The organism is Streptomyces tatrensis (assembly GCF_049310065.1).
Lineage (GTDB): Bacteria > Actinomycetota > Actinomycetes > Streptomycetales > Streptomycetaceae > Streptomyces.
In genome coordinates this window covers 1016345-1041932 of sequence record NZ_JBMDLB010000007.1, presented here as the reverse complement: position 1 = coordinate 1041932, position 25588 = coordinate 1016345, and the positions used below count along the sequence as shown (strand labels likewise).

Below are 25588 nucleotides of genomic sequence, written 5' to 3'. Positions count from 1 at the left end.
ACATGAAGGGGTTGATACGCCGTACGGTACGGCGTTCCGTACGGCGTATGTGCCGATGGCTGATACGGTGTATCTCATGCCGAGAAGATCAGCCGCCCTGGACCGTGCCACGCCCGAGGCGATTGCCGTCGCCGCCCTGCGGATCCTCGACGAGCAGGGGCCCGCCGCGCTCAGCTTCCGCGCGCTCGCCGAGCGGCTCGACGTCTCGCACGCCACCGTCCAGCGCCGCTGCACCGACCTCGCCGGCCTGCTCGACCTGTGCACCGAACACCTCGCCGCCCAGCTCCCCGGGATTCCGGCCGCGGTGGGCTGGGCCGAAGCCACCGAGCAGCGGTTCACCGCCCTCTACCGGCTCCTCGCGGACCACCCCGGGCTGATGATCCTGCGCGGCGGCCGCCCCTGGCTCGGCCGGCAGCTGCTCGCCCGGCTCGTGGAACCGGCGCTCGCCGACAGCGTGGCCGCCGGGATGACCCCCGCCGAGGCGATGACCGCGTACCGGCGGATGTACCTGCTGACCCTGGGCAGCGCGGCCTTCGTCGACCACCGGGACCCGGCCGCCGCCACCGCGGCCTCGCGCGCGGCGCTGGCCGCCCTCGACCCGGCCGAGTTCCCCGTGCTCTCGGCCGGACTGGCCGACGTACTGCCCGCCCTGACCGACCACGAGGTGTACTACGGCGCCCTGCGCCAGCTGATCGAGGCGAACCGGCCCGCCGGGGCCTGACGCGATGTCCGCACGCCCACATGTCCGCATGTCCGAACGACAGGAGTACGGGTCCATGGAACAGCAGCTTGACGCGGTGCAGCTTGACGCGGTGCAGCTCGAAGCGGCGCCTCTCGACGCGGCGACACTCGACGCGGCGACACTCGACGCGGCGACACTCGACGCGGCGACACTCGACTACGCCGCCGTGCGCGCCGCCGCAGGCCGGATCGCCGGGGCCGTGCGGCCCGTCACGGTGATACCGGCGGGCGGGGGGATCTCGTACGCCCTGGAGTACCTCCAGCACACCGGCTCCTTCAAGGCGCGCGGTGCCCGCAACTTCCTCGCCGCCCACCGCGCCGCCGGCACCCTCCCCGACGCCGGGGTCACCATCGCCTCCGGCGGCAACGCCGGACTCGCCTGCGCCTGGGCGGCCCTCGCCGAGGGCGTACCCGCCACCGTGTTCCTGCCGGCCACGGCCCCGCGCGTGAAGGTGGAGCGGCTGCGCGGGTACGGGGCCGACGTACGGCTCGTCGGCGACCGGTACGCCGAAGCGCTCGCCGCCTGCCGGGAGTTCGCCGCCGGGAGCGGGGCGCTGAGCAGCCACGCGTACGACCACCCGCTCATCGCCGCGGGCGCCGGGACCCTGCTCGACGAGATCCGCACCGCCCTGCCCGGCCTGGACACGGTCGTCGTCGCGGTCGGCGGGGGCGGGCTGTTCGCCGGCATCGCGACGGCCGCGCGGGAACACGGCGTACGGGTCGTCGCGGCCGAGCCGGAGAACTGCCGGGCCCTGAACGCGGCCCTGGAAGCCGGCCGGCTGGTGGACGTCCCCGTGGACTCCGTGGCCTCCGACTCGCTCGGAGCCACCAGGGTCTCCGCGGACGCACTGGCCGCCGTGCGGGAACCGAACGCCACATCGGTCCTGGTGCCCGACGCGGCGATCACCGCCGCCCGGCGCGCGCTCTGGGACGAGCACCGCATCGTCGTCGAAGCGGGCGCGGCCACCGCCCTGGCGGCCGTACGCACCGCGCCCGGGCCGCTCGGCGAACGGGTCGCCGTGGTGCTCTGCGGGGCCAACACCGACCCGGCGGACCTGGGCGCCGCACCGTCCTGAGCGGCCGGGCGGCGGCCGCCGTCGCCGAGCCCTTCTAGCGCTCAGCCCTCAGCCCTCAGGCGGAGCCGTCCTCGCGGACCACGACGACCGTACTGGCCGCGTACTGCACCACCTGCTGGCTCACCGAGCCCAGCAGCGCGCCCTTGATGCCGCCGTAGCCGCGGGTGCCGACGACCGTCAGCGCCGCGTCCTTCGAGGCCTCCACCAGCACCTGCGCGGGCGAGCCCTGCTCCACCCGGCGGAAGACCGGAACGCCCGGCGAGGTGCCGACCGCCTCCGCCACGGTGTCCGCGAGCTTCTGCCGGGCCGCGTCCTCCGCGTGCACCAGCTCGGTCTGCTCGGCCGGGCTGACGCCGAAGGGGTTGGTGTTCCACTCCCAGCTCATCACGGCGTGCACGCGGCCGCCGATGGCCTTCGCCTGGGCCGCGGCCCAGCGCAGGGCCTGCTTCGAGTGGTTCGAACCGTCCACGCCGACGACGATCAGAGGCTCGGTGTTCTGGCTCACGGTGGTTCCTCACGCTTCGTCCGAATGATCGTTCTCATCCCTGTATACACGCCGCACCCGGTCCGACCTCGAACGACGATCGTTGCGCGGACCGAAGACTTTGGAGAACAGCAGGGGCCCGCCCCCGCTTGCGAGAGTCGGGAGGACGGGCGGGAGCCGTCCGACGGACGGGCCGTGGGTCACGGCCCACTGCAGGAGAACGAGGAGTTCGACGTGGCGCGACGCAATGGATGTCTGATCGGCTGTGCGGTGGCCGGGGTGCTGGGGATCGGACTGCTCGTGGCGCTGCTGTTCGGGGTCGGCAAGGTCATCGACGCGGCCGACAAGACCCTCGTCGACCAGAAGGTGTACGAGGCCGTCAAGGTCGGCGACTCCGAGACCGAGGTGCGCGCCAAGCTGCCGACCGGCGAAAGCTTCGTCACCTCGGCCCTCAAGGACGGCGGCCCCGTCGTGCCCGCCGGCAGCCAGTGCTCCTGGTACCTGTCCGACTCCGGGAACGGCGATACGGTGCTGCGCTTCTGCTACAAGGACGGCAAGCTCGCCGAGAAGGCCGACTACCGCATGAAATAGGGCCTTCGGCCCCTGCCCGCCGGGTCCGGCCCGCCGGAGGGTGGAGGCATGCAGACCTACTCGGCCGGTCCCGTCCCCGCCAGCCCCGTCCTGGCCGCTGTGGACGGCTCGGAACACAGCCTGAGGACCCTGGACTGGGCCCTCGACACCGCCCGCACGCGCGGGGCTGCCCTCCACGTGGCACACGTACGGCCGGAGGCCCTGCGCGTCCACGCCCCCGGGGAGGCCCTCGTACCGCCGCTCGACCGGGACACCGATCCGGTGCTGGAAGCGGTACGGGCGCGGCTGGCCGGGCGGGACGGCCTGCCGCCCGTCACCTACGTCTCCCGCGACGGGAACCCCTCCGCGACCCTGACCGAACTGGCCGCGGGGGCACAGCTCCTGGTCATGGGCTCGCGCGGACTCGGCGGCTTCGCCAGCCTGTTGCTCGGCTCCAACAGCCGCATGTGCGCGGCCCGGTCGCCCTGCCCGGTCGTGGTCGTCCCGCACACCGCGCGGCTGGTCACGGAGGGTGCCGGAGCGGAAGTCCCGGGCGGCCAGGGCAGGGTGGTCCTGGGCCTGGCGCCCGACGAGACCTCCGAGGACGCCGTCGACTTCGCTTTCGCGGAGGCCAGCCGCCGGGGCGCGGTGCTCCAGGTCGTCTCCACGCACCTGGTCCCGCTGTCCTCGCTCACCCTGGTCGGCTCCCTCGTCGCGGAGCGCGGCGGCGGCTACCCGCCGGGCACGGCCGGCGCCGAGGCCACCGAAACGGCAAGGGAACTCGCCGAGAACCAGCGCACCCGCCTCCAGCCGTACCTGACCAGGCACTACCCCGACGTCACGGTCGAAGCGGTGGTCGCCCCCGGCGACCCGGCCGGCCGTCTGGTCACCGCCTCCCAGCGGGCCGACCTCATCGTGGTGGGCCGCCACCGCCGCCGCCTGCGGGCGGGCTCCCTGCTGATGGGCTCGGTGTCCAACGCGGTACTGCTGCACGCGTTGTGCCCGGTGGCGGTGGTTCCCGTACGGGGCTAGTGCTACGGCCGGTCACAGCACTAGGGCGGGTATCGAGTCCGTCCCGGTCCCGGCCTCGGCTCAGGTTCCGGGGAGGATGCGGCGCGTTTCGTAGGCCCACATCGCGATCTCGACCCGGTTGCGGGCGCCGAGTTTGGCCATCAGGCTGGCCAGATGCGTCTTCACCGTGCTGAGGCTGATGTGCAGTGCATCGGCGATCTCGGTGTTGGTCAGCCCGCGGGCGACGGCGAGGAGCACCTGCTCCTCGCGGGCGGTGACGTGGGAGACCGGCTGGGCCGCGGGCCGGCCGGCGGGCAGGTCCGCGAATGCCTGGAGCAGACGGACGGTGACGCTGGGCGCGATGAGCGCCTCACCGTCGGACGCCGACCGTACGGCCTGCGCCAGAAGGTCCGGTCCCGTGTCCTTGAGGAGGAATCCGCGGGCGCCGGCACGCAGTGAGCCGTAGACGTATTCGTCGAGGTCGAACGTGGTGATGACTACCACGGCCAGCGGGTCGGCGACGCCCGGGCCGGCGACCAGCCGGGTGGCCTCGAGCCCGTCGAGTACGGGCATGCGGATGTCGAACAGGCAGACGTCGGGGCGTAGTTCGCGGGCCAGACGTACCGCTTCCCGCCCGTCGGCGGCCTCGCCGACCACCTCGATGCCGGGCTGGGCGTTCAGCATGATCCGCAACCCGGTGCGGATGATCGTCTGGTCGTCAGCGACGAGGACCCGAATGGACACCGCTCCCGCTCCTCGCTCTCGGCAGTTCGGCTTCGACATGCCAGCCCCGGTCGGTACCCGGGCCGGCTCGTAGTGTGCCGCCCAGCAGGGTCGCGCGCTCGCGCAGTCCGGTAAGTCCGTATCCGTCGCGACCCCGGCCGGTGCGCCGGCCGTTGTCGCGCACGCTCACCCGTACGGTGTGCCGTTCCGCGGCGACCCGAACGACGAGCTCGGTCGCGTCGACCGCATGGCGCAGCGCGTTGGTCACCGACTCCTGAACGATCCGGTAGACGGCCGCGTCCACGGCCGGGGGCAGCGCGTCCAGTTCGCCGTCGAGCCCCAGGTCGACCCTGAGGCGACCACCCGGGGTGCGCACCAGGCGCTCCAGATCCGCGACTCCGGCAGGGGGCGCCAGCTCGGCGCCGACCCCGCGGTCGCGCAGCGCGGCGACCATGGCGCGCATTTCCTCCAGCGTGCGCGCCCCTTCCTCCTCGATCCCCTCCAGCGCCTCGACGGCGGCGGACGGGTCGGTGCCCGCGAGCACCCGGCCCGCCTGGGCGATGATCACCATGGCCGACACGTGGTGGGCCACCGTGTCGTGCAGTTCCCGGGCGAGCTGTTCGCGCTCGCGGGAGCGCACCTGCTCCAACAGCCGCTCGCGAGCGGTCACCCGGAACCGCACGGCAGCCCCGACCACGCCGGGCAGCAGCAGGAAGACGAAGCCCCCGACCTCTTCGACGACCGGGGTCTCGTACGTGACGGTCACCAGGGTGCAGGCCGCGAGGATCACCGCGCCACCGAGCACGATCTCCCGTCCCGATCCCCACCGGGGCAGCGCGTACACCAGCACGAGCACGACCATGCCGGTGTCCAGGCCGACGGGCTCGGGCGGTGCGGCGACGAGCGAGACCACTTGAAGCAGGATCACCGAGCCGAACGCCAGCTTGACCATCGCCAGCGGGCGGGTCCGGCGCCACAGGGGCAGCAGGCACAGCCATACGGCGAACACCACCGCCACCGGCCGCCACACGACGTTCTCGCGCAGGGTGGCCTCCAGCGCCACACCGGCAAGGCCCGCGGCGAGCAGCGCCCAGTCCCGCCGCACCCGGGCGGGCGCGTCGGGCGGCCGGGGTTCGGTCCACAGGGTTCGCAGGTCGTCTCGGAGCACGGTTCTCAGCCTAGGGACCGTGGCGTGCCGCGCATCGGCCGAAAGGACTGGTCGTCACTCCGCCCCGGGGCCGAGGGATCCGCGGCCCCGGGGCCGATGCCGCGGAGCGCCGTGGCGGCGAGCCTCGGCATCGACGGCCGTACAAGGACGGCCGACACGGTGGTTGGAGGACCCGATGCTCTCGAAAGCCCTGTTGCGCCTGGGCGCAAGCGCCGCTCGCCATCCCTGGCGGGTGATCGCGGCATGGCTGATCGCCGCCACGCTCGCCGTTCTCGCCGCCGTCGCCTTCGGCGGGCGGACCGCGGACTCGATGACCGCTCCGGGGCTGGACTCCCAACGGGCCGCGGAACTGATCGAGCGGGCCCGCACCGGCCAGGAGGGGATGACCGCCCAAGTGGTCGTCACCCCCCTCGACGGCGGTGCGACGTTCTTCGACCACGGCAGCGCGCGCACCGCTCTCACGCGGCTGCAGACCGAGGTGGAGCGGCTGCCGCACGTGCTCGGCACGAGCGACCCGGCGGGGGCACTCGACACGGGCGGGGACACCGCCGTGCGCGGCGGCCTCGTTTCGGCCGACGGGCGGATCGCGGTCGTCCGGGTGCAGTACCCCGACCAGAGCCGGCTGTCGGCCGAAGACCTCGACGCCCTCGTCGATCTCGGCGACCGGCTGCGCGCCGAGCTGCCCCTGCGCATCGAGATGGGCGGGAACCTCTTCTACGCCTTCTCCGAGCCCGACGGCGGCGTGAGCGAGCTGATCGGCCTCCTCGCCGCGGCCGCGATCCTGTTCCTGGCATTCGGTTCGCTCGTCGCCGCCGCGCTGCCGATCGGCATGGCGGTCTTCGGGCTGACCGTCGGGGTCGCCACGATGACGGTACTGGCGGGGGTGACGGAGGTCCCCACCTTCGCACCGGTCCTGGGCAGCATGGTCGGGCTCGGAGTGGGCATCGACTACGCGCTGTTCGTGCTCGCCAGGCACCGGGAGTACCTCGCGTGCGGGCTCGATCCGCAGGCGGCGGCCGGACGGGCGGTGGCAACGGCGGGGCGGCCCGTGGTCTTCGCCGGCGGCACCGTCGTCGTGTCGATCCTCGGCCTGGCGGTCGCGAACGTGCCGTTCATGACGGTGGGCGGGGTTGCCGTCTCGATCGTCGTCCTGATCATGGTGCTCGCGTCGGTGACGCTGCTGCCGGCCTTCCTCGGCGCCGCCGGCCCGCGCCTGGCCCGGGCCGGCCGGATCGGCCGGGCTCTGCAGACCAGGAAGCCGGGCCGACTGGCACGGCGGCGGGACCCGGCGGCAGGCGCCGCCCACGCCGCCGGGTGGCGGCGCTGGATCGGGCACGTCAGCCGGCACCCGGTGCCGTACGCGGTCGGCGCGGCGGGGCTGCTGCTGACCGCGACGCTGCCCGTGCTCGGCCTGCGCGTCGGCCTGCCCGACGACGGCTCAATGCCCCACAGCCGTACCGAGCGCCGCGCCTACGACCTCGTCGCCGAGGGGTTCGGCCCGGGCACCAACGGTCCCCTCGTCATCGCCGCGGACCCCGCCGGTGATCCGGGAGTGCTGGACCGACTCGTCGGGGCGGTCGCGGCGGATCCGGGCATCGCATCCGTCGCGCCGACGCACATCGATCGGGCCACCGGCATCGCGACCCTCGTGGTGTTCCCGACCACCAGCCCTCAGGACAAGGCCACGGCGGACACCATCGCCCGGCTGCGCACCGGCGTGCTGCCCACGGCGATCGGGCACGGCCCGGCCAGGGCCCACGTCGGCGGCGCCACCGCGAGCCTGTCCGATGTGGGCCAACGCACCAGCGAACGCCTGCCGGTGTTCGTCGCCACCGTGCTGGCGATGTCGTTCCTGCTGCTGATGCTGGTCTTCCGCTCGATACTCGTACCGCTCAAGGCGGTACTGCTGAACCTGCTGAGCATCGGCGCGGCCTACGGCATCATGGTCGCGGTCTTCCAGTGGGGTTGGGGAGGCGCACTCATCGGGCTGGAAGCGACGGTTCCGATCGTGTCGTTCATCCCGATGTTCCTCTTCGCCATCCTGTTCGGCCTGTCGATGGACTACGAGGTGTTCCTCCTCTCCCGCGTACGCGAGGAGTACCTGCGCACCGGCGACAACGGCACGGCGATCGTCGAGGGCGTCTCGCGCACCGCCGGGGTCATCACCTCGGCCGCCCTCATCATGGTGGCGGTCTTCCTGTCCTTCGCCGTCGCCGAGGACCCCTCCACCAAAATGTTCGGGCTCGGCCTGGCCACCGCGATCTTCATCGACGCCACGGTCGTACGCATGGTGCTGGTTCCGGCGACCATGACGCTCCTCGGCCGGACCAACTGGTGGCTGCCGAAGTGGCTGGACCGGATGCTTCCCCGCGGCCCGGTCGGCACCGACGACACCGACGCGGAATCCACGGGCGAGGCCCCGCATCCACGGCTGGGTGACCGTTGACCCAACTCCTGCCCGCCCTTGGCGTCCGGCACCTCAGCGCGTCCGCCCCAGTGCCTACGGCAATGCGGTCGCTCTACGGGTGTCTGCGATCAGGGGCGCGAGCCGGGCGGCGGCGGCGACCGGCAGGCGGGCGGCCTCGGAGTCGATCCAGTCGAGGACGGCCCCGCGCCGCTCGGTGTCGCACTGCGAGAGGTGGAACAGCAGGTGCCGCCAGGCGCGGGCCGTCCGCTTCGCGGTGGCTCCCCGGCGGCGCGCCTCGGTGAACGATGCACGGGCGAGGGAGTCCCAGCCGGCCTGCGGGACGACGCCGAACTCCCGGACCAGCGGCGCGAGATTGCCGGCGGTCAGGATCCGGACCTGCTCGACCATCGCGGGATCCTTGGTCAAGGCTGGTGAAGGCGGTGGCTGTTCGGGCCGGTGGCCGGGGAGCGGGAGGGCTGTGCGCTCGACGCGAAGCCGCTCGAGGCACAGCCGCTCGAAGCCCTCGCGGTCGTCCGCCCGGGCCATCTTCCACAGAGCCGCGAAGTTGATGCCGTAGTAGCGCGCGTACGGAGTCCCGTACAGCAGCTCCGCGCTCGCGCGCGCGGCGGGGAGCACGCTCGCGGTCGTGGTCCCGGTGTAGTTGTCGGCGTAGGGCTGCAGGGCGAAGGAGGCGCGCAGTCCGGCCCGGCCGGCGAGCGCGGTCAGCTCCGTGAGGAGTCGGGGTGGCGGGTCGGCTCCGGGGAAGGACTCCAGGCCGAACGCGGCGAGCCGGCGCAGCGCGGCGCGCGCGGATTCCCGTACCTCGGGTGTGTCCGGCGGTACGTCGGCGGCGTGCGGCCGGAGCCCTCGGGCGAATTCCGCGCCGAAGAGCGGTCCCGCCAGGCCGGTCAGGTGCTCCGCCGAGGTGGCGACACCCCGTTGGACGAGCACGGCCGCGGGGGCGCGCAGGGCGGTGGCGACCAAGGCGCGCACGGACGCGGGCACCTGCGTCCCGACGGGCAGACCGGTCTCCCGGGCTTCCTCGGCGGTGACCGGGGCGACGGGCGCGTCCACATCGCGGAGTCCGGAATCCGGGTCGAGCCGGGCCAGGCGGCGGCTCACCAGTGCGGCCAGTTCGTGGTGCGCGGGCCGGGCCGCGCGGCGGGCCTGATCCTGGCGCAGCCGGGTGTGCGCGGGGGAACCGGGAGCACCGCGCTCGGCCACCATCGACGCCGTGGTGCGGTGGACCAACCCCGATAGCCGGGGCGGAAGTTCGCGACCCGAGATCCGCTCCACAAGGGCCCGGCGCAGGATGGCCGCGTGGGACCGCGGGTCGCGGTGCCGACCGGTCAGGGGGTGGGCCGCCGCGAGGGCCGCGTACCGGTCGAGCAGGGCGGCGCCCTCCGCGAGGGTGGCGTCCACGCCGCGCAGCCAGTACGCGAGGAGCTCGTCCTCGAAGGGGCGCCACACGGTCAGGGCCTCGCGCTCCGCGGCGAGGGCGGGCTTCGGCCGTCGCCGTGCGAGCAGCCGTGCCACCTCGCCGGCCGTTCGGACCTGCGTCGCGTACGGGATCGTGTTCTCGGTCATCGTCGGCGTGGCAGGTCCTGCCCCTGCGCCCTCCGGCTGTGCAGGCCAGTGCTCTGGCTGCTGAGCTACACGCCGTGGCAGGGAACCTATCCCGGCCGAGGGCGTGGGCGCCACGAGATTGCCGGGGCGTCCGGGGCAACCAGGCCCTGTCGGGCCGGGCGGATCAGTCGGGGAGGCGTTCGCCCGTTGTCGGGTGGAAGAGGTGGACGGCCTCCTGGCGGGGGATGCCCCGGATGGTCTTGCCGCGCAGGCCCTCCTCGCGGCCGTACGTCCGTACGGTCAGCGGCTGGGTCCCGCCGTTGCCCAGGTCGAGGTTGCCGTACGCGAAGCCGTCCGAGCCGAGCTCCTCCACCGAGTAGAAGGTGACGGGCAGGCCCTTGTCGCTGTGTGCGGCGTGGAAGTCCAGGTGCTCCGGGCGGATGCCCAGGGTCACGGTGGTGCCGGCGGCCGCCTCGCGGGCCGCGCGGCTGATCTTGACCGTGGAGCCGCCGAAGCGGATGCCGTCCCCGTCGAGCGGCAGGTCCAGCAGGTTCATGGCGGGGGAGCCGATGAACCCGGCCACGAACTTGTTCGCCGGCCGGTCGTACATGGTGCGCGGGGAGTCGCACTGCTGGAGGAGGCCGTCCGCGAGGACCGCGACGCGGTCGCCCATCGTCATGGCCTCGACCTGGTCGTGGGTGACGTAGACGGTGGTGGTGCCCAGGCGGCGCTGGAGGTTCGCGATCTCGGCGCGGGTCTGGACGCGGAGTTTGGCGTCCAGGTTGGAGAGCGGCTCGTCCATCAGGAAGGCCTGCGGTTCGCGGACGATCGCCCGGCCCATGGCCACGCGCTGGCGCTGGCCGCCGGAAAGGGCCTTGGGCTTGCGGTCGAGGTACTCGGTCAGGTCGAGGATCTTCGCCGCCTCCTCGACCTTCTTGCGGATGGTCTCCTTGTCCACCTTGGCGATCTTCAGGGCGAAGCCCATGTTCTGAGCGACCGTCATGTGGGGGTAGAGCGCGTAGTTCTGGAACACCATCGAAATGTCCCGGTCCTTGGGCGGCAGGTGCGTGACGTCGCGGCCGCCGATGGAGATCGAGCCGGACGTGACCTCTTCGAGGCCGGCGAGCATCCGCAGGGTGGTGGACTTGCCGCAGCCCGAGGGGCCGACGAGGACGAGGAACTCGCCGTCGGCGATGTCGAGGTCCAGCGATTCGACCGTGGGGCGGTCGGCGCCGGGGTAGGTGAGGCTCGTCTGGTGGAACGTGATCTCAGCCATGGCTGTCAATCCCTCTTTCACCGGCGGTACGTGCCGGACGATCCGTGTGGGTGGGGTCGGCAGGAGTGGCGGAGCTGTATTGCGGTACGCGGGATAAACCGCATTAGTGCCAGTTTTGGTTGACCGGTGATAAGAAGTCAACCTTCTCGGGTCGATCACCTTCGTTATCGAATCGATATCGCGCCAGCGGGCATCAGGACTAAAGCGCATCAGTGCAGGTCAGGGTGGTGGTTAGGGAGTGACTTTCGGACTGTTCGGACCCTCGCTGTCGTAATTCGGGACGTACGGGTACCTGTCTCCAGGGACTTTGGTCATATTGACGGAATCTTGATTTCGGGTGAGTTTGGGCCCAGTGATCCGGCGACGAGGCCGGAACTCCCCCTGAAGGCGGCGACGATGACCCGTAAGAACGTGACCCGTATAGCCATCACCACGCTCGTGGCCGGCACTTTCTTCGCGACCTCCGCGTGCGGCATGCGCGGTGGCGCCGGAGACGTGAAGGAGGGGGAGAAGACCGGCAAGGTGGCCGGTCAGATCACGTTCCGCACGCTCCAGCTGAAGCCCATGTTCACGTCGTACGTCCAGGGGGTCATCGACGCGTTCGAGAAGCAGTACCCGGACGCGAAGGTCAAATGGGAGGACGTGCCGGGCGACGGCTACAACGAGAAGATCGTCGCCGACGCCCAGGCCGGCGCCCTCCCCGACGTGGTCAACCTCTCCACCGACTCCTTCCAGCTCCTCGGAGACCGCGGCATGCTGGCGGACGTGGCGAAGCTCGACCCCGAGGTGGCCAAGGACTATGTCCCCGGCGCCTGGGAGCAGTTCAAGCTGCCCGGGAAGGGCGAGAGCGTGTTCGCGTACCCCTGGTACGTGACCCCGGAGATCCTTACCTACAACAAGGAGCTCTTCGAGAAGGCCGGTCTCGACCCGGCCGAGCCGCCGACCAGCGTCGAGCAGTTCTTCGACTACGCCGAACAGATCGCGGCCAAGTCCGGGGGCAAGTACTCCGCCTTCATGGCCGACCCCAAGGGCCGGCTGCCCGGGGACTGGCAGAAGATGGGCGTGCCGATCCTGAACGAGAAGCAGGACCAGTTCACCTTCGACACCGACAAGGCCGTCGAGTGGGTCGAGCGGATGAAGGACCTGTACGCCAAGGGCGCCATGCCCAAGGAGTCCCTGCTCAAGCAGGACGACATCAACCAGCTCTACGGCGGCGGCAAGATCGTCTTCGGCCCCGGCTCCCCGGGCTTCGTCAAGGACATCAAGCAGAACGCCCCGCAGATCTACGCGAACACGCAGGTCGCGAACGCCGTCACCGGGCAGCTCGGCCACATCGGCATCTACGCCCAGTCGCTCGGCATCAAGAAGGACACCCGGCACATGGACGCGGCGACCGAGTTCGCCAAGTGGCTGACCAACGGCCCCAACCAGGTGGAGTTCTCCAAGCACGCCACCATCTACCCGTCCAACGCCACCGGCCTCGCCGACCCCTTCTTCGCCGACAAGGGCGACGGCAAGGACGCGGAGACGCTGGCCCGCGCCGTAGGCGCCGAACAGCTCAAGACCGCCGGCCTCGACGCCAACACCCCCGTCCAGTGGACCAACCAGGTCGGCGACGTGGTCGTGCGCGAGATGCAGAAGGCCATCAAGGGCGAGCAGGACGCCAGGACGGCGGTGAAGAAGGCGCAGGAGGAGGCGAACAAGCTGCTCGCCAAGTCGGCCCGGCAGTGACGGCGTCAGCGGAGAAAGGAGAGGCAGGCGCCATGAGTGCCAGGAGTCCCATGAGCCCATCCTCAGGGCCGGAGCTGCGGGATGAGCCCGGCCCGGCGGCACCAGCGGCCCCCGGGGGCAAGGCCCCGCGGAGCAGGGCCACGGCCGAGAAGGCGATGCAGGCCAAGAAGGCGGTGCAGGCCAAGAAGGCGAAGCAGGCCAAGAAGGCCATGGAAGCCGAGACCGGGCTGCGCCACCGCAAGTGGTGGACCCCGTACCTCTTCCTCGCTCCGGGCCTGATCATGGTGACGATGTTCAGCCTCTGGCCGTTCGTCAACACCGTGATCCTCTCCTTCACCGACGCGCAGATCCTGCGCGGCGGCGGGTTCGTCGGCTTCGACAACTACACCCGCGCCTTCGCCGATCCAGACTTCTGGGTAGCCACCGGCAACAGCGTGCTGTACCTCGTGGTCGTCGTCCCGTGTCTGGTGTTCCTGCCGCTGGCCCTCGCCGTCCTCGTACAGACGAAGGTCCCCGGCATCGGCTTCTTCCGCTCGGCGTTCTACACCCCGGTGATCGCCTCGGCCGTGGTCGTCGGCCTCATCTGGCAGTGGGTGCTGCGCAGCGACGGCCTGGTCAACACGCTGTTCCAGAAGCTGAGCATCATCTCCGAGCCGATCCCGTTCCTGACCGACAGCACCATGCTGCTGGTCTCCGCGATGATCGTGACCGTGTGGAAGGGCCTCGGCTACTACATGGTCTTCTACCTCGCGGCCCTCGGAAACGTCTCCACCTCGCTCTACGAGGCCGCCGCGCTCGACGGCGCGGGCCCGGTCCGCCGCTTCTTCAGCATCACCGTCCCCCAGGTGAAGCCGATGATGCTGCTGGTCGGCACCCTCTCCGCGATCTCCGCGCTCCGCGTCTTCACCGAGATCTACATCCTCGGCGGCGAGAGCGGCGGTCCCGGCGGCGGCGCCCGCACCCTGCCCTTCCTCATCCGGCAGGTCGGCCTCGGCTTCTCCGGCGAGACCGGCTACGCGGCCGCCATCTCCATCCTGTTGTTCCTCCTGACGCTGGTCTTCAGCCTGCTGGGCCGCCGTCTCTCGAAGGGAGACGAAAGTTGAGCACCCTCGCTTCCCTCGGCAGCAAGTCGGGCAAGCGCGTCGGATCCGACGCGCGGCGGTACTGGATCGGCCTCGCCGGCCGGTACGCCACGCTCCTCCTGATGCTCGTGATCATGCTCGGACCGATCGTCTGGCAGTTCCTGACCTCGATCCGCGGCCGCACCGAGAACGTCTACGACGGGGTGCTGCCCTCGCAGCCCACCCTCGACAACTACTTCCGGGTCGCCGAGTCGTTCCCGCTGTTCCAGTACGTCGGCAACACCCTGACGGTGGCGGTCCTCGCCATCACCTCGAACATGCTCTTCGCGGCCATGGGCGGCTACGCCCTCTCCCGGGCCGCCTGGAAGGGCCGCAAGATCGTCTTCACCGTGCTGGTGGCGACGCTGATGTTCCCCTTCGAGTCCGTGATGATCTCGATGTTCCTCACGGTCCGCGAGATGGGCCTGGTCGACACCCTCATCGGTGTGTGGCTGCCCGGCGCGGTCTCCGTCCTCAACATCATGATCATGCGATCGGCCTTCCTCTCCGTCCCCAAGGAGGTCGAGGAGGCCGCCGTCCTGGACGGCGCGAACGAGTGGACCCGCTTCACCCGGGTCTTCCTCCCCGCCGCCAAGGGAGCCCTGGCCGTCGTCTGCATCACCAGCTTCATGGGCGCCTGGGACGACTTCCTCTGGCCCCTGCTGGTGCTGACCAACAGTGACAACTACACCCTCCAGCTCGGCCTGAAGACCCTGGCCGGCGCCACCACCGTCAGCGACCAGCGGATCATCGCCGCCGGTGCGATGGCCGCGCTGATCCCGATGATGCTGCTCTTCTTCGCCCTCCAGCGCTTCTTCTTCAAGGGCGTCGGCGAGGGAGCCATCAAGACGTGAGGGGGCCGGGCCGGGCCTCCCCTCCCGAACGAACGAACGAACGAACGATCGACCGATCGACCGACCGCAGGATCGCAGTCCACCCCACCCTGGAGCAGCCGTCATGCACGACGACCGCAGCATCACCGAACACCGCCTCCGCCGTGTCCTCAAGGAGCGCATCAAGCCCGCCGTCCACTCCAGCCCGGTCCCGCTGACCGTGGAGCGCTGGGAGGCCCCCGGCGAGCCCGTCCCCGTCGCCGAGGGCCTGGCGGCCTCCTACGAACCCTGCGCCATCGGCGACATGTGGGGCCCGGCCTGGGGCACCACCTGGTTCAAGGTCACCGGTACCGTCCCCGCCGACTGGGCGGGCCGCACCGTCGAAGCCGTGCTCGACCTCGGCTTCGACCGGATGATGCCCGGCTTCCAGTGCGAGGGCCTGGTCCACCGCGCCGACGGCGGGGAGGTCAAGGCGCTCAACCCGTACAACGACTGGGTGCGCGTCGCCGACCGCGCGGCCGGCGGCGAGCGCGTCGAGTGGTACGTCGAAGGCGCCTCGAACCCGATCCTCGTCGACCACTCGGTCACCTACGAGGGCGATAAGCAGACCAGCGGCGACCAGCCCCTCTACCGGCTCGCCCGGATGGACCTCGCCGTCTTCGAGACCGACGTCTGGGAACTCGTACAGGACCTCGAAGTCCTCTACGACCTGATGACGCAGCTCGACGAGCGCGATGCCCGGCGCTACGAGATCCTGCGCGCCATCGATTCCGCACTCGACGCGGTGGACCTCTGCGACGTCGCCGGCACCGCGGCCGACGCCCGTGCGCGGCTCGCCGCGGTCCTGGCCGCCCCCGCCAACTCCTCCGCGCACCGGATCAGTGCGATCGGCCACGCCCACATCGACTCCGCGTGGCTGTGGCCGCTGCGCGAGACCGTGCGCAAGGTCTCGCGGACCACGTCCAACATGCTGGGCCTGATGGAGGAGCACCCCGAGTTCGTCTTCGCCATGTCCCAGGCGCAGCAGCTCGACTGGATCAAGACCTACCGGCCCGAGCTCTTCGAGCGGGTCAAGAAGAAGATCGCCGACGGGCAGTTCGTGCCGGTCGGCGGCATGTGGGTCGAGTCCGACACCAACATGGTCGGCGGCGAGGCCATGGCCCGCCAGTTCCTGTACGGCAAGAAGTTCTTCATGGACGAGTTCGGCATCGAGACGAACAACGTCTGGCTGCCCGACTCCTTCGGCTACACCGCCGCCATGCCGCAGATCGTCAAGCTCTCCGGCTCCAAGTGGTTCCTGACGCAGAAGATCTCCTGGTCCCAGGTCAACAAGTTCCCCCACCACACCTTCTGGTGGGAGGGCATCGACGGGACCCGCGTCTTCACGCACTTCCCGCCCGTCGACACCTACAACTCCGACCTCGGCGGCGCCCAGCTGGCGCACGCCGCCCGCAACTACCAGGAGAAGGGCCGGGGTTCGCGCTCGCTGGCCCCCTTCGGCTGGGGGGACGGCGGCGGCGGCCCGACCCGCGAGCAGCTCGGCCGCGCCAAGCGGCAGCGGGACCTGGAAGGCTCCCCGCGCGTGGAGATCGAGCGCCCCGACGCGTTCTTCGAGAAGGCGCACGCCGAGTACGAGGACGCGCCCGTCTGGGCCGGCGAGCTCTACCTGGAGCTGCACCGCGGCACCTACACCTCCCAGGCCAAGACCAAGCAGGGCAACCGGCACAGCGAATCACTGCTGCGCGAGGCCGAGTTGTGGGCGTCCACGGCCGCGGTGAAGGTCCCCGGGTACGCGTACCCGTACGAGGACCTTGAGCGGATCTGGAAGACCGTACTGCTCCACCAGTTCCACGACATCCTTCCCGGTTCCTCCATCGCCTGGGTGCACCGCGAGGCGCGCGAGACGTACGCCAGGGTGCGGGAGGAGCTGACGGCGATCACCGTGGCCGCGCAGACCGCCCTCGCGGGGGAGGGCGAGGAGGAGCTCGTCTTCAACTGCGCCCCGCACGCCCGGCGCGGGATCCCGGCCGGCGGGGCGGGCCTGCCGACGGCTCCCGAGCAGCCCGTCGCGGTGGAGGAGCGCCACGGCGGCGGGCACGTGCTCGCCAACGGGCGGCTCCTCGTGGAGATCGACGGCCGCGGGCTGATCGTGTCCGCCTACGACCTGGAGGCCGGGCGGGAATCCGTCGCGCCGGGGGCCGCCGCGAACCTGCTCCAGATCCACCCCGACTTCCCGAACATGTGGGACGCGTGGGACATCGACGAGTTCTACCGCAACAAGGTCACCGACCTGGTGGACGTGGACGCGCTGGAGGTCACGCAGGCCCGGCCCGATTCGGTCGCCGTACGGGTGGCCCGCTCGTTCGGCCTGTCCCGCGTCGTCCAGACGATCACCCTGCGGGCCGGGTCCAAGACGGTGGACATCGTCACGGACGTGGACTGGCACGAGACGGAGAAGTTCCTCAAGGCGGCCTTCCCGCTGGACGTCAAGGCCGAACGCTCCGCCTCCGAAACGCAGTTCGGACACGTCTACCGGGCCACCCACACCAACACCTCTTGGGAGGCCGCGAAGTTCGAGATCTGCGCCCACCGCTGGATCCACGCCGAGGAGCCGGGCTGGGGGGTCGCGGTCCTCAACGACTCCACGTACGGGCACGACGTGACCCGCGACATGCGCCCCGACGGCGGCCAGACCACCACCGTCCGCCTCTCCCTCCTGCGGGCCCCGCGCTACCCCGACCCGGAGACCGACCAGGGCGCGCACACCCTGCGCTTCTCGCTCGCCCCGGGCGCGGCCGTCGGCGACGCGGTCCGCGAGGGCCACGCGCTGAACCTGCCCGAGCGCGTGCTCCGCGGCGCGGGCCCGGTCGCCCCGCTCGTCGCGGTCGACACGGACGCGGTGGTGGTCGAGTCGGTGAAGCTCGCCGAGGACCGCAGCGGCGACGTGATCGTGCGCCTCTACGAATCCCGGGGCGGCCGCGCGCACGCCACCCTGGCGGCGGGCTTCCCGCTGTCGGCGGCGGTCGAGAGCGACCTCCTGGAACGCCCCCTGGAGGGCACGGCCGTCTCCGCCCCCGCCCCGGACGGGACGATCCCGCTCACCCTGCGCCCGTTCCAGATCGTCACGGTCCGCCTCCACCGGGCCTGACACCACCGCCGCAGGGCGCCCCCGCGCCGGGGCGCCCTGCGGCGCGGGCCCACCGGTGCCGTATGTTCTGCCTTCCCGCCCCAGCAGGCGGGTTTCCGCATGCCAACGCACCCGTGGGGGGTCCCTCGTCATGTCCGCCGGTCCCGGTTCCGCAAGACTGTCTCCGCTCGGCGCGCCTCCGGCGCGCTCGCTGCTCCGCTCGCCGAAGGGACTGGCCACGGCTCTGACCGTGCTGCTCGGCCTGTGCGCCCTGACCCGGCTGCTCGCCGTGGCCGCCGGGGTCAACCGGTACTTCCGGCTGGACGAGTACACCGAGCCCGTGGGGCTGGGACACTCGGGGACGCTGCTCACGATCTCGGTGAGCCTGTTCATGACGGCCATGATCCCCACAGCGGTGGTCTTCATCGTCTGGTTCCACCGGGTCCGGGTGAACGCCGGGGTGTACGCGCGGGGAGCCGTCCGGGGCGGTGCGGGCTGGGCGATCGGAGTCTGGTTCATTCCGGTCGTGGGCTGGACCGTCCTGCCCTGCCTGATCGCGATGAAGGTGTGGGCGGCCAGCGCGTCGAGGCTGCCCGGCAAGGCCGCGCTGACCTCACCCGCCCCCGTCTTCATCTGGGCCGGAACGTTCGGAGCGGCGATGGTGGCGTCCGTCGCCGCCAACCGGTCCGCAGCCACAGCTCTGAGTGACGACGCCGTGCGCGACGCCGTCCTGTTCGGTGCGGCCTCGGACCTGATCTACGCCGTGGCTGCGGTGGCCGCCATCCTCTTCGTGCGCCGCCTCTCGGCCCTGCAGTCGGCAGCCTGAGCGACGCCCCGGCCGGTGGTACTGGCCGCCGGGGTCATTCCGCGAGGAAGGCCGAGACCGCCGCCGTGAACTCCCCGGGCGCCGCCGCGTGGATCAGGTGGCCGTAGGGGAGGGTGATCAGGCGGGCGTCCGGGATGCGGCGGACCAGCTCGTCGAAGGAGGCGGGCGCCAGGTGGCTGGTGGGGCCGCCGTACACGACCAGGGTCGGGGCCGTGATGCGGGACAGGCCCTCCAGCCAGGCCGGGTCCGGGCGGTCGAGCTGGGGGCGGACCGCGAGCACCATCGCCCAGTCGAAGGAGAGTTCCCCCTCGGGGCGTACGGGGGCCACCGCCTCGCGGGGGAGCGGCGCGGGGGCGTCCTCCAGGACGAGGCGGCCGACGCGGTGCGGCTGCGCGGCGGCGACCAGGTGCGCGACGACACCGCCCATCGAGTGACCCACCAGGTCGACCCGGTCGAGCCCGAGGGCGTCCAGGAAGCCCAGTACGTCGTCCCGCATGAGCGGGAGCGAGTACGCGGACGGCCGCGCGCTGGCTCCGTGGCCGCGCAGGTCCAGCGCGAACACCCGCCGCTCCCGCGCGAGTTCGTCCCGTACGGGCGCCCAGTCGGCGGCGCTCTCGCCCAGCGCGGGGAGCAGGAGCACCGGCGGTCCGGCCGGGGGCCCGGTGACCTCGTAGGCGAGGCGCACTCCGCCGTTCACCGTCACGGTGTGGTGCTCGGTCGGCCGGGTGGTCCTGGGCTTCCGCGTCATCCGCCAGAGGGTACCCGGGGAGTGCGGGTGCCCCGCCCTCGGTGATCACCCGGGCCGTGAACTGCGCCACAGGCGTCGGCGGACGCCGGCGGAAGGGGCCCGTGGTCACCGGGATCCCCGGATTTCCGGGGCGCGGGACCCGGCGCTCGCTTATGCACCTAGTTGCACAATAAGCGCTTGCTCAGCTAGAACAGATTCATCACCCCCCGCGCGAGGAGGCACACCCCGATGAGTCCGCAGAGTTCCCAGAGCCGGTACCCGCACCTGCTGAGCCCCCTGGACCTCGGCTTCACCACCCTGCCGAACCGCGTGATCATGGGCTCCATGCACACCGGCCTCGAAGAGCACGAGCGTGGTTTCGAGCGCCTCGCCGCCTTCTACGCCGAGCGCGCCCGCGGCGGCGCCGGCCTGATCGTCACCGGCGGCATAGCCCCGAACGACGCCGGCCGCCCCTTCGAGGGAGGTGCCCGCCTCACCACCGAGGAGGAGGCTGCCGAGCACCGGGTGATCACCGACGCGGTGCACGCCGAGGGCGGGAAGATCGCGATGCAGATCCTCCACTTCGGCCGCTACGCCTACCACAAGGACCTGGTCGCCCCCAGCGCCCTCCAGGCCCCCATCAGCCCCTTCGTCCCGAACGCCCTCACCGACGCCGAAGTCGAGCGCACCGTCGAGGACTTCGTCCGCGCCGCCCGCCTCGCCAAGCTGGCCGGCTACGACGGCGTCGAGATCATGGGCTCCGAGGGCTACCTGGTCAACGAGTTCATCGCCGCCGCCACCAACAAGCGCACCGACCGCTGGGGCGGCGCCTACGAGAACCGCGTGCGCTTCCCGCTGGAGATCGTCCGCCGCACCCGCGCGGCCGTCGGCGAGGAGTTCATCCTCGTCTACCGCCTCTCGATGCTCGACCTGATCCCCGGCGGCTCCACCCTCGACGAGGTCGTCCACCTCGCCAAGGAGATCGAGGCGGCGGGCGCCACCATCATCAACACCGGCATCGGCTGGCACGAGGCCCGCATCCCCACCATCGCCACCTCCGTCCCGCGCGGCGCCTACACCTGGGTCACCAAGCGGCTGATGGGCGCGGTCTCCGTCCCCCTCGTCACCAGCAACCGCATCAACACCCCCGAGATCGCCGAGGAGTTGCTCGCGGACGGCCGCGCCGACCTGGTCTCGCTCGCCCGACCCTTCCTCGCCGACGCCGACTTCGTCGCCAAGGCCGCCGCCGGCCGCTCCGAGACCATCAACACCTGCATCGGCTGCAACCAGGCCTGCCTGGACCACACCTTCAGCGGCAAGCTCACCACCTGCCTGGTCAACCCGCGCGCCTGCAACGAGACCGAACTCGTCCTGTCTCCCACGCAGTTGAAGAAGCGCGTCGCCGTCGTCGGCGCCGGCCCGGCCGGCCTGGCCTGCGCCGTCTCCGCGGCCGGACGCGGCCACGCCGTCACCCTCTACGAGGCCTCCGGCCACATCGGCGGCCAGCTCGACATCGCCCGCCGCATCCCCGGCAAGGAGGAGTTCGAGGAGACCATCCGCTACTACGGCACCCAACTGGCCGAGCACGCGGTCGAGGTCAAGCTGAACACCCGCGCCGACGTCGAGACCCTGAGCGGCTACGACGAGGTCGTCGTCGCCACCGGCGTCACCCCCCGCACCCCCGACATCGAGGGCGTCGACGGCCCCAACGTCGTCAGCTACCTCGACGTCCTGCGCGACGGCGCCCCCGTCGGGCAGCGCGTCGCCGTCCTCGGCGCCGGCGGAATCGGCTTCGACGTCGCCGAGTTCCTCACCGACAGCGGCGAAGGCGCCTCCCAGGACCCCGAGGTCTACTTCCGCCACTGGGGCGTGGACACCGCCTACACCGGCCCCGGCGGCCTCACCGCCCCCGAGCGGCCCGCCCCGCCGCGCCAGGTCCACCTGCTCCAGCGCAAGGCCACCAAGGTCGGCGCCGGGCTCGGCACCACCACCGGCTGGATCCACCGGGCGGAGCTCAAGCACCGCGGGGTCGTCTCCGTCGCGGGGGCCTCGTACGACCGGATCGACGGCGAGGGCCTGCACATCACGGTGGACGGCGAGCAGCGCCTCGTACCCGCCGACACGGTGGTCCTGTGCACGGGCCAGGAACCGCGCCGCGACCTGTACGAGGCCCTGCGCGCGGCCGGCATCGAGGCGCACCTGATCGGCGGCGCCGACGTGGCCGCCGAACTGGACGCCAAGCGGGCCATCCGCCAGGGCACGGAGCTGGCCGCCACGCTCTGAGGCGCGCCTGGCTCAAAGGGAGTTGTGGCGGTCCGGGCCGGGCCGCCACAATCACCCCGTGACGACGCTGACACCGGCAGACGCGGACAAGATCCTCCACGACAACTTCGCCCCCTGGGTGCTCGCCCTCGGACTCACCGTCCAGGAGACCGGCGAGCGGCACGCCGTACTGCGGCTGCCCTGGTCCGACGCCCTCGCCCGTGACGGCGGGGGCCTCAGCGGCCAGGCCCTGATGGCCGCCGCGGACACCGCCACCGTCATCGCGATCTCCGCCGCACGCGGGGCCTACGGCCCGATGACCACCGTCCAGCAGTCCACCAGCTTCCAGCGGCCGGTGGTCGGCGCCGACGTGCTGATCGACGTACGGATCACCAAACTGGGCAAGCGGATGGCATTCGCCGACATCACCATGACGCCCGAGGGCGCCGAGGAACCGGCCGCGAAGGCCTCCACGGTCTACGCCCTGCTGGGATGACGGGCAAACGCACCGGACTGATCCACAACCGCTCCTTCACCGTCTTCTGGCTCGGCCAGGCCCTGTCGGTGCTCGGCGGCTCGGTATCGCTGCTCGCGCTGCCGCTGCTCGTCCTCAAAGCCACCGGATCCCTGGTCGAGCTGGGCCTGATCACCGCCCTGTCCGGGGTCTTCGCCCTCGCCACGGGAACCTTCGCGGGCCACGTGGTGGACCGGGTGGACCGCCGCCGCCTGATGATCGGCTGCGACCTCGCACGGGCGCTGCTCCTGCTCTCCGTGGCGCTGGTGTGGTCCCTCGGCGGCCCGCGGATCTGGCTGCTGTACGTGCTGACCGCGCTGGTCACCGTACTGAAGACGCTCTTCGACGTGGCCTACGTGAGCGCCGTGCCCTCCCTGGTCGAACCGGCCGACCTGGCCGCCGCCAACGGACGGCTGATGGGCACCTTCGCCCTCGGCACCCTCCTCGGCCCGGTCGTCGCCGGCCTGCTCGTCGCCGGGGTCGGCGGGCCCTGGGCGCTGGGCCTGGACGGGGCGAGCTTCCTCGTCTCGGCGGTCAGCCTGCGCTGGGTCCGCTTCGGCGTACGGGGAAACCCTCCATCGCCCCGGCCGGAGGCGGGCACCTCCCTGCGCGAGGTGTTCGTGGTCGGTTTCCGCTTCCTGTGGGCACACGCCCTGCTGCGCCCCCTGACCGTCCTGCTCACCCTCCTGACCTTCGTCACGGTCGGCGCCACCGACCTGCTGATCTTCCGCCTCCAGGGCGACCTGGGCCGCGACCCCGCGACCGTCGGCTACGTGGTCGCAGTGAGCGGCATCGGCGTCGTCTGCGCCTCCTTCGCCGCCGGGCCGCTGCGCCGGACCCTCGGCTTCGGCCCGTGCTGGCTCGGCGCGACCGCGCTGATCGGCGTGGCGGTGGCGGCCATCGGAGTCAGCCGCAGCGTGCCCGTGATCGCGGCGATGGCAGCCCTCTTCATGTTCGGGCTGACGGTGGGCGGCATCTGCTCCATGACCCTGCGCCAGGAAGTCACCCCGGACCACCTGCTCGGGCGGGTCACCTCCGCCTTCTGGACGGTCCACAACGCCTCGGGCCCGCTGGGAGCCGCGGCACTCACCGCCCTGGCGGCCCGGCACGGGGTCCCACCGACAAGCCTGGCCGCAGGCGCCCTCTGCCTCCTGATCGCCACCGCGGGCCTCCTGACCCCCCTCCGCTCCGCCCGCCCGAACCGGCCGGTGGGGCCCGGTCGGCGTTCGCAGTCGGGCGCTGGTGAAGCCAGGGACTCCGTACGGGAGACGTGAGGAGCGCGCCGGCGCCCTTCCCGGACGGCGCGGCGCGCACGCTCTTGTCGAGTTGGTCCGTACCTGCCACCCTGGCGGCGGCCGCCACCCCCCACGCGGGCCACTCCCTCCTCGGAGGCATTGATGCGTCACAGACTGCTCGGTGTTCTCGTCCTGCTCCTCGCACTCCTCCTCCCCGTCCCCGCCGCGACGGCGACCGGCGCCACGGCGAGCGCAGCCGCCGCGACCGGCCCGCAGGTCTACGGTGCCTGGCACTGCAGCAACGACGCGTGCACCTGGGGCACGGTCCGCACCGTCGCGGAATTCGACTCGGTGAACCACTGGCTCATCGACCGCGGTGACGGCCGCCCCTCCGTGAACCTGGTCGTCCTGAGCTTCGTCGAACCGCTCAAACTGCTGCACCGCACGAACGACGCCACCACCGTCGACGGACTCCCGCGCGGGATGACCCCGGAGATCGTCCAGTACTTCACCTCGCGCGGCATCCGCGTGATGCTCTCGATCGGCGGCATCACCTACACCGACGAGTGGGACGCCGCGCTGACCGAGAACGCCCCGCAGCTCGGCCTGAACGCCGCCGAGGCCGCGACCCGGCTCGGTGTCGGCATCGAGATCGACTACGAGCAGAACACCAACCCGAACCTGGCCGGCCTGCAGACCTTCATCGACACCTACCGGTCCCGCCATCCCTACGACGCCTCCGGAGCCGACCACCGCGCGCGACTCACGATCGACACCGCCGCCGGCGACCGCTGGCTGATCGGCATCAACCGCAAGGCGACCGCCGATTGGCTGCGTACGGAGGCCCCGGTGCTCGACTACGCCAACGCCATGGTCCCCGCCCGCCAGCCCTCCACCTCCGGCGCGATCGCCAACTGGCAGGAGCACCTCGACGGCAAGCCCACCTACTCGCCGCCCGTACTGCCGCTGGCACCGGCCAAGTTCACCGCGGGTCTCTACATCAGCGACCAGACGAAGTCGCTCCCCGAGTGCACCGCCTTCGCGAACTCCCTGCAGAAGTCCACCGGTTCCTTCACCCAGAGCGCGGCGCCGCACGGCGCGGGAACCACGGCCGGCCTGCTCGGCTACATGTTCTGGGCAGCCGAGAAGCCCTCGACCCGGGGGACGGGCACCCTGCCGCCGAACACCTGTGAGGGCGGGGTGGGAGCCGGCGCCACCGCCTACTCCATCCCGCTGCCGATGCCGCCCCTGCGCCAGAGCTGACCGCTCACCGCTGCTCCTCGCCCGCGACGACGAGCTCGCCCACCTCTTCCGCGAGGGCGGCGCGGGCGGGGGCCGGCAGGCCGGCGTCGGTGATGAACCAGTCGGCCTGGTGGAGCGCGGCGAAGCCGCTGAGGCCGACCACGCCCCACTTGCTGTGGTCGGCCACGACGGCGACCCGGCGCGCCGAGGCGACCAGGGCCCGGTTGGTCTGGGCCTCCATGAGGTTCGGGGTGGTCAGCCCGGCGCCCTGCGCCACCCCGTGCGCGCCGAGGAAGAGCAGGTCCACGTGGAGGGAGCCGATCGCCAGGTCGGCGAGCGGTCCGACCAGGGCGGCCGAGGGGGTGGGCGAGCCGCCGGTGAGGAGGAGGGAGGGGGCGTCGGCCCCGCGGCTGCGGCCGTCGGACCACACCAGCTCCGCCACCGGGAGGGAGTTGGTGACGATGGTGAGCCGCGGGACCCCGAGGAGCCGGGCGGCGACGGCGTGGGTGGTGGTGCCGCCCGAGACCGCGACCACACTGCCCGGTTCCACCAGGGTCGCGGCCGTGTCCGCGATGGCCGCCTTGGCCTCGCCCTCCAGATCCGACTTGGCCTCGAAGCCGGGCTCGTGCCCGCTGGTCCCGGCCGGGGCGACGGCTCCGCCGTGGACCTTCTCCACGACCCCGAGCCGGGCGAGGGCGTCCAGATCCCGGCGGACGGTCATGTCCGAGACGCCGAACTGCCCGACCAGGTCCGCGACCCGCACCGCGCCCTCGCGCCGGACCGCGTCCAGGATGAGGGCACGTCGCTGGTGGGCCAGTTGGGCAGCCTGCTCGGCCACGGGGCACTCCCGGGAATCGGCGAAACCGGTCAGAAGGCAGCAAGATAACACGGCCATGTTGTCGGAGTCTGGTGGAAAGTCTGGCGAGGGGTGGTGGAAAATGTTCGAGA

At 71.8% G+C, this 25588-nt stretch carries 21 protein-coding genes and 1 tRNA gene; 14 read left to right on the top strand and 8 right to left on the bottom strand.

Annotation, left to right across the window (positions count from 1 at the left end):
• Window positions 1-76 precede the first annotated feature (76 nt).
• Window positions 77-721 carry a TetR/AcrR family transcriptional regulator gene (locus tag ACODT5_RS08510; protein WP_422518572.1) on the top strand — a complete coding sequence of 215 codons (645 nt, stop codon included), beginning with the start codon at window positions 77-79 and terminating at the stop codon, window positions 719-721.
• 55 nt (window positions 722-776) lie between these two features.
• Window positions 777-1817: a serine/threonine dehydratase gene (locus ACODT5_RS08505; RefSeq protein ID WP_422518571.1), complete on the top strand. Its 1041-nt coding sequence runs from the start codon at window positions 777-779 to the stop codon at window positions 1815-1817.
• 55 nt (window positions 1818-1872) lie between these two features.
• Here ACODT5_RS08505 and ACODT5_RS08500 read toward each other — a convergent pair whose 3' ends face one another.
• Entirely contained in the window at window positions 1873-2322 is a 450-nt protein-coding gene (locus ACODT5_RS08500) for a universal stress protein (RefSeq protein ID WP_422518570.1), read from the bottom strand.
• A gap of 213 nt (window positions 2323-2535) precedes the next feature.
• Between ACODT5_RS08500 and ACODT5_RS08495 the strand changes: the two genes are divergently transcribed.
• Both ACODT5_RS08495 and ACODT5_RS08490 read left to right on the top strand, forming a co-directional pair.
• Window positions 2536-2892, top strand: a complete 357-nt coding sequence (locus ACODT5_RS08495; protein WP_422518569.1) for a hypothetical protein — start codon at window positions 2536-2538, stop codon at window positions 2890-2892.
• Between the two features lie 48 nt (window positions 2893-2940).
• On the top strand, window positions 2941-3903 hold the full coding sequence (locus ACODT5_RS08490; protein WP_422518568.1) for a universal stress protein: 963 nt from the start codon (window positions 2941-2943) through the stop codon (window positions 3901-3903).
• A gap of 60 nt (window positions 3904-3963) precedes the next feature.
• Here ACODT5_RS08490 and ACODT5_RS08485 read toward each other — a convergent pair whose 3' ends face one another.
• Window positions 3964-4626, bottom strand: a complete 663-nt coding sequence (locus tag ACODT5_RS08485; RefSeq protein WP_422518567.1) for a response regulator — start codon at window positions 4624-4626, stop codon at window positions 3964-3966.
• Window positions 4601-5773: a sensor histidine kinase gene (locus ACODT5_RS08480; RefSeq protein ID WP_422518566.1), complete on the bottom strand. Its 1173-nt coding sequence runs from the start codon at window positions 5771-5773 to the stop codon at window positions 4601-4603. Before ACODT5_RS08480 ends, ACODT5_RS08485 begins: the two co-directional genes overlap by 26 nt.
• Window positions 5774-5948: 175 nt before the next feature.
• On the opposite strand from ACODT5_RS08480, the gene ACODT5_RS08475 reads away from it, so the two are divergent.
• On the top strand, window positions 5949-8219 hold the full coding sequence (locus ACODT5_RS08475; protein ID WP_422518565.1) for an MMPL family transporter: 2271 nt from the start codon (window positions 5949-5951) through the stop codon (window positions 8217-8219).
• Window positions 8220-8273: 54 nt separating this feature from the next.
• On the opposite strand, the gene ACODT5_RS08470 is transcribed toward ACODT5_RS08475, so the two are convergent.
• The 3 genes from ACODT5_RS08470 to ACODT5_RS08460 form a co-directional block, all read right to left on the bottom strand.
• Window positions 8274-9767 carry a hypothetical protein gene (locus tag ACODT5_RS08470; protein WP_422518564.1) on the bottom strand — a complete coding sequence of 498 codons (1494 nt, stop codon included), beginning with the start codon at window positions 9765-9767 and terminating at the stop codon, window positions 8274-8276.
• A gap of 2 nt (window positions 9768-9769) precedes the next feature.
• Window positions 9770-9842 (bottom strand) — tRNA-Cys (locus ACODT5_RS08465).
• Between the two features lie 88 nt (window positions 9843-9930).
• Complete coding sequence (locus ACODT5_RS08460; protein WP_422518563.1) at window positions 9931-11022, bottom strand: ABC transporter ATP-binding protein; 1092 nt, start codon at window positions 11020-11022, stop codon at window positions 9931-9933.
• 396 nt (window positions 11023-11418) lie between these two features.
• Here ACODT5_RS08460 and ACODT5_RS08455 point away from each other — a divergent pair, with 396 nt between their 5' ends.
• From ACODT5_RS08455 to ACODT5_RS08435, 5 genes are all read left to right on the top strand, one after another.
• A complete protein-coding gene (locus ACODT5_RS08455; RefSeq protein WP_422518562.1) occupies window positions 11419-12753 on the top strand; it encodes an ABC transporter substrate-binding protein in 1335 nt (444 codons plus the stop codon).
• Between the two features lie 50 nt (window positions 12754-12803).
• Window positions 12804-13856 carry a carbohydrate ABC transporter permease gene (locus tag ACODT5_RS08450; protein WP_422518561.1) on the top strand — a complete coding sequence of 351 codons (1053 nt, stop codon included), beginning with the start codon at window positions 12804-12806 and terminating at the stop codon, window positions 13854-13856.
• A complete protein-coding gene (locus ACODT5_RS08445; protein WP_422518560.1) occupies window positions 13853-14728 on the top strand; it encodes a carbohydrate ABC transporter permease in 876 nt (291 codons plus the stop codon). Before ACODT5_RS08450 ends, ACODT5_RS08445 begins: the two co-directional genes overlap by 4 nt.
• Before the next feature lie 103 nt (window positions 14729-14831).
• On the top strand, window positions 14832-17855 hold the full coding sequence (locus ACODT5_RS08440; protein WP_422518559.1) for an alpha-mannosidase: 3024 nt from the start codon (window positions 14832-14834) through the stop codon (window positions 17853-17855).
• A 130-nt stretch (window positions 17856-17985) separates the two neighbouring features.
• A complete protein-coding gene (locus ACODT5_RS08435) occupies window positions 17986-18660 on the top strand; it encodes a DUF4328 domain-containing protein (RefSeq protein ID WP_422518558.1) in 675 nt (224 codons plus the stop codon).
• Window positions 18661-18694: 34 nt separating this feature from the next.
• Here ACODT5_RS08435 and ACODT5_RS08430 read toward each other — a convergent pair whose 3' ends face one another.
• A complete protein-coding gene (locus ACODT5_RS08430; protein WP_422518557.1) occupies window positions 18695-19408 on the bottom strand; it encodes an alpha/beta fold hydrolase in 714 nt (237 codons plus the stop codon).
• Window positions 19409-19636: 228 nt separating this feature from the next.
• On the opposite strand from ACODT5_RS08430, the gene ACODT5_RS08425 reads away from it, so the two are divergent.
• From ACODT5_RS08425 to ACODT5_RS08410, 4 genes are all read left to right on the top strand, one after another.
• Window positions 19637-21670: an oxidoreductase gene (locus tag ACODT5_RS08425; protein WP_422518556.1), complete on the top strand. Its 2034-nt coding sequence runs from the start codon at window positions 19637-19639 to the stop codon at window positions 21668-21670.
• Window positions 21671-21728: 58 nt separating this feature from the next.
• Complete coding sequence (locus ACODT5_RS08420; RefSeq protein WP_422518555.1) at window positions 21729-22145, top strand: PaaI family thioesterase; 417 nt, start codon at window positions 21729-21731, stop codon at window positions 22143-22145.
• Window positions 22142-23437: an MFS transporter gene (locus tag ACODT5_RS08415; RefSeq protein ID WP_422518554.1), complete on the top strand. Its 1296-nt coding sequence runs from the start codon at window positions 22142-22144 to the stop codon at window positions 23435-23437. Before ACODT5_RS08420 ends, ACODT5_RS08415 begins: the two co-directional genes overlap by 4 nt.
• A gap of 123 nt (window positions 23438-23560) precedes the next feature.
• On the top strand, window positions 23561-24661 hold the full coding sequence (locus tag ACODT5_RS08410; RefSeq protein WP_422518553.1) for a glycoside hydrolase family 18 protein: 1101 nt from the start codon (window positions 23561-23563) through the stop codon (window positions 24659-24661).
• A gap of 4 nt (window positions 24662-24665) precedes the next feature.
• On the opposite strand, the gene ACODT5_RS08405 is transcribed toward ACODT5_RS08410, so the two are convergent.
• On the bottom strand, window positions 24666-25478 hold the full coding sequence (locus tag ACODT5_RS08405; RefSeq protein WP_422518552.1) for a DeoR/GlpR family DNA-binding transcription regulator: 813 nt from the start codon (window positions 25476-25478) through the stop codon (window positions 24666-24668).
• Window positions 25479-25588 lie beyond the last annotated feature (110 nt).